This is a genomic window from Shewanella surugensis (assembly GCF_023284005.1).
Taxonomy (GTDB): Bacteria; Pseudomonadota; Gammaproteobacteria; order Enterobacterales; family Shewanellaceae; genus Shewanella; species Shewanella surugensis.
In genome coordinates this window covers 1-3934 of sequence record NZ_JAKIKS010000225.1, presented here as the reverse complement: position 1 = coordinate 3934, position 3934 = coordinate 1, and the positions used below count along the sequence as shown (strand labels likewise).

Genomic DNA, 3934 nt, shown 5'->3' with positions numbered 1-3934 from the left:
TCATTTTTAGTCATTGCGATGTTCCTTTTGTTAATTGTTGATCGGCCAAGATCAATTAACAGGTTACATCGCAATGCTTTATCCTCATACACCAGAAACGACTATAGCTCGCAGTGAATCGACGTAAACTTCTTTTAGCATCTGTTGCCTCGCCACACAGCGCTTAATTTCAGTGGTGCTGAAACTTTTTTGGTCTCTTTTTAATAACGTCAGGTTGTAGAATAAATCCTCATTGTCTAATAGCGTATCGAGCCCCGCCCGGAGTGGTTTATCTGCTGCGGTATAGAGCTTGTTAGCCAGCCGTTGCTGTTCATAGCCAAGAGCTTCAGACACCATATTCTGTAAAGTAGAATAAGCAGGTTTGATCACTTTATTGTGCAGACAAGAATCGAGTAATTCCTGCAGTACAAATTTAGGTAAGGCATGTCGCTTAGCCAAGGATTTGGCTTCTCTTAATAGGCTCACTTCAAAGTCAGGGGGAGGGACTACAAGTTCAAGCTTGTTCATGACTTGCGCCCGGTTGTCATAGTGGTAGTTTTTGGAAATCTGCTTTTTAGGGAAAGGCTCACCGGGAAAATAATGACGCAGAATAAAATCCACATCCTGCTTTTGTTGTTGAAAGCTGAATTTAAAGAAATAATTAACCGCTCGGCAGTAACCCAGCTGTAAGATGTAGTTAATTTTTCTAGGCGTACTTCCTAAACTTTCAAGGTAGGTTTTATCATCTGAATCTAGGTGAAATAAGAAGCTGCGCTCTTCATCATCGAGCGTCGGGATCGTATATAACGATTCGATCTCATCTTTTGTTAATATAGCAAGACGTGCCATAGCTGAATGTCACCTAAAGTAAGTAAAAAAGCAGAGAAATGATTAACGCTCCGATGCTGGTAACCACCTGTACAGTGTTGGCACCGATATACCTAGGTCTTGGGCTACATCTTTCACCGGTGTCCCATCAGCAAGTAACCGCTTGGCGGCCATAAGTTTAGAATCTGTCATGAGCCGCTTACGACCGCCAAAGCGTCCACGCTGCCTTGCGGCGTCCAGTCCCGCTTTTGTGCGCTCAACCAATAACTCTCGCTCCATTTGGGCTAAGCTGGCCATCATATGGAAAAAGAATCGGCCCGCTGGCGTCGAAGTGTCGATATTATCAGTTAAACTTTTAAAGTGGATCCCACGCTGTTCCAACTGCTCCACCATAATGATCAGATCTTTGACGTTTCGGCCTAATCGATCCAACTTCCAAACCACAAAGCAATCACCCAAACGAAGATCATTCAATGCCGACTGTAAGCCTTCACGTAAGGCTGCATTTGAACCACTTTTCTGGTCTTGGTAGATTTTTTCGCAGCCAATGTGATTAAGTGCATTAATTTGTAAGTCCAATTCTTGATCTTTAGTAGAAACCCGTACGTATCCTATTTGCATAATCACTCAGAAATTATCAAAACTCATTAAATAGTACTTAAATGAGAAATTGGTTTCAAGATGGGTTTGTGAGAACCAAGAAGTCAATAAAGTCGATGAGCGATGTTGTTTTTCAAATCGTTCTCACAAACACTCGTTTATGAGAACGATTTACATAATTTCTAGGGGGATAAAAAATATAAATTTGCAGAGCCTTAGCATTTTAAATTAATTCAACTTGTTACCAATTTGCAGGTGGGTGTTTTAAAAATCAATATTTTCGCTACAGACCAGTGATACCAAGGGCTAGAGAGGAGTGAAGTGACAAACCGTTCTTTTAGTCAGAGAACCCTTTTACGGAAATAAGCAGGCTCAGTCGCAATCAGTATTTTAGTGCTAGCGGTGAGATGTATCATGATTTTAGTGCCCCGATGGTAGAGAGCAGCATCTGATTATCAATACCCTTGAGGTGCATCTTCTCACCCGAATTAAAATTAAGTTCCAGAGTGACAGGTGAATGTGTCGAAGAGGGTTGAGAAGAAAGCTCGATAAATGAGGGGTTTTCATCGGGCTCTAATGCCTGACGCCATTGAGTAAGTTGAACCGAAGTAATACTCAGTGCAGAGGTAATTTGGCCTGATTGGTAACGTTCGAGTAATGAAACGGCCTGTTGACGTAAGGTATTGGGTACATGGGTTTTAGCGTGTGGTTTTTGTTTCCGCCAAGTACTAAATTCAGCCGCTAGGCTAGATAGAGACTCTGATATATCCATAAGTGATCCTCAAATTTAATCTGTCATTTATTAAATCAGATTAAATTTGAGAAGTTGCGCTATGCTGCCGTAAGCTCACTATTGATTGAGCTCTGTTATTTCATTTGAAAATAATAGTTTTCAGGTTGAATTATTGTGCAAAAAATACTCATGAAAACCCCGTGGTTTATTCATACCCATGGTCGCAATGGGAGTTATAATCCCCATCTTCATATATTATTAGGTGAAGGAGGGATTAACCTCGAAATAAATCAATGGGTTCTTCTAAACGTTGATGAGAACTTTATTCAGAGTTAGGACCCAACTCTTGACCATGGATAAAAACCTAAGTGTTTTTTTACCATGATACAAAGTGCAATAAAGGTGGATATAAACATAGCCGTTGTGGCTATTGCTGCGCCTTGGATTCCATAATTTGGAATCAATAATCCGTTAAGGATGATGTTAAGTGTGAGGCAGGCAAACATGATGATTGTGACATTTTTTTCTTGGCCAGAATACTTTAACCAAGAATAGGGAATGGCAAACATCGCACTAAAAAGATATCCTGGCACCAGTATTTGTAATGTTGTTGCTGCTTCTGGTTCATTATGGCCAAAAATAGATAAAATAGGCTTTGAAAATAAAAATAGTAGTCCACCTATGGGGAGAATAAAGGCCAGTAAAAGGCGAAAACATTTTGCGTTTAGCTTTCTGGCGTTATGCATGTCTTCTTTTAGTAGAAGTGTGATGAGAGGATTGAAAACAATCATAAATGCTGATTGTATGGAAAAGAGCAGCATAACGGTAACTTGTGCTGTAGCAAAATAGCCAACAGCATCTTCATTGCCAAATATTTCAATCATATAGAGATCGATCTGATTTAAAACACTGTGTAAAATTGATAATAACATCATGGTAATAGAGACTTTTAACCAGATGAGTGGGGAGGTTGGATTTTTAATTTTTTTAAAGCGTATTATGCCTAATTGTTTTCCTTTAATTAATAGATAACACAATATGATCAAAAGACTGGTAAATGCAATCATAAGTGCCCAAGAAACTGTGAGTTTTCCCACAAATGCATATAAGGCTAAAATGAAGCCTAACTGAAGAATAGGATATGAAATAGCTTTTGGAATAAAAGATGTGTAAATTAGCCCCTTAGATTGAAGTATACTTCTGATGAGTACAATAATAGCCATAATGGGAACAATGGCTGTTGCATAGGCAATTGGGTGATGATTCCCAAAGAGTGTATTATCAAGAAAGTTTATAGAAATACTAAAAGTTATCAGGGCTAATAGAAAAGAAAGTGTGAGAATCGTGATTAGGTAAAAACGGGTATATTCCCAAATAAGAGTGAGATTTGATTCTTTAAAGGCGATAGGTAAAAATTTGAGTGCAGCAGTAGCACCGCCCATTAATACTGGAATGCTGGCAAGATCAAAAAAGTTTTCGGCAATTTTATAATTACCATAGTCTTCAGGAGACAGCAACTGGGCTAAAATTACATTGATAGTATAAGTAATAAGGTAACTACTTACATAGATAGTTACCATTACAGAAATTGTGCGTTGAAAATACCCCGATTGTTTTTTTTTCTCCATAAGCGTTTATTTCCATGTATTAAAAAAATAAAATGTTATTTATAAGCTTGGTGTTTATTCCTAGATCTCAGCAATAAGCGACACACGTTTACCTGTTAAAAACTCATAAGGACTGAGAAAGTTTAACGCCTTTCTTGGCCTCATGTTAATTAAAAATTCAGCATTG

Annotated in this window: 5 protein-coding genes and 1 pseudogene; 1 reads left to right on the top strand and 5 read right to left on the bottom strand. The window is 38.5% G+C overall.

Going from position 1 to position 3934, the window contains the following annotated elements; genetic code table 11:
• Positions 1-84: 84 nt before the first annotated feature.
• The 3 genes from L2764_RS26075 to L2764_RS26065 all read right to left on the bottom strand — a co-directional run bounded on the left by L2764_RS26075 (position 85) and on the right by L2764_RS26065 (position 2179).
• Positions 85-828 (bottom strand): DUF4158 domain-containing protein, encoded by a 744-nt coding sequence (locus L2764_RS26075; protein ID WP_248943261.1) that lies wholly within the window; start codon positions 826-828, stop codon positions 85-87.
• Between the two features lie 42 nt (positions 829-870).
• Positions 871-1428 carry a recombinase family protein gene (locus tag L2764_RS26070; protein WP_248943260.1) on the bottom strand — a complete coding sequence of 186 codons (558 nt, stop codon included), beginning with the start codon at positions 1426-1428 and terminating at the stop codon, positions 871-873.
• Positions 1429-1819: 391 nt separating this feature from the next.
• Positions 1820-2179 (bottom strand): hypothetical protein, encoded by a 360-nt coding sequence (locus L2764_RS26065; protein WP_248943259.1) that lies wholly within the window; start codon positions 2177-2179, stop codon positions 1820-1822.
• 150 nt (positions 2180-2329) lie between these two features.
• Between L2764_RS26065 and L2764_RS28430 the strand changes: the two genes are divergently transcribed.
• Positions 2330-2476 carry a transposase gene (locus L2764_RS28430; RefSeq protein ID WP_376708502.1) on the top strand — a complete coding sequence of 49 codons (147 nt, stop codon included), beginning with the start codon at positions 2330-2332 and terminating at the stop codon, positions 2474-2476.
• Here L2764_RS28430 and L2764_RS26060 read toward each other — a convergent pair.
• Complete coding sequence (locus L2764_RS26060; RefSeq protein WP_248943258.1) at positions 2473-3768, bottom strand: flippase; 1296 nt, start codon at positions 3766-3768, stop codon at positions 2473-2475. The two genes, L2764_RS28430 and L2764_RS26060, sit on opposite strands and share 4 nt — an antisense overlap.
• 60 nt (positions 3769-3828) lie before the next feature.
• A pseudogene (locus L2764_RS26055) lies at positions 3829-3934 on the bottom strand (IS30-like element ISVsa7 family transposase); the annotation flags it as partial.

Coding starts and splice junctions, on each gene's coding strand:
- L2764_RS26075 (WP_248943261.1), bottom strand. CDS start 828: ATGGCACGTCTTGCTATATTAACAAAAGATGAGATCGAATCGTTATAT.
- L2764_RS26060 (WP_248943258.1), bottom strand. CDS start 3,768: ATGGAGAAAAAAAAACAATCGGGGTATTTTCAACGCACAATTTCTGTA.
- L2764_RS28430 (WP_376708502.1), top strand. CDS start 2,330: ATGAAAACCCCGTGGTTTATTCATACCCATGGTCGCAATGGGAGTTAT.
- L2764_RS26070 (WP_248943260.1), bottom strand. CDS start 1,428: ATGCAAATAGGATACGTACGGGTTTCTACTAAAGATCAAGAATTGGAC.
- L2764_RS26065 (WP_248943259.1), bottom strand. CDS start 2,179: ATGGATATATCAGAGTCTCTATCTAGCCTAGCGGCTGAATTTAGTACT.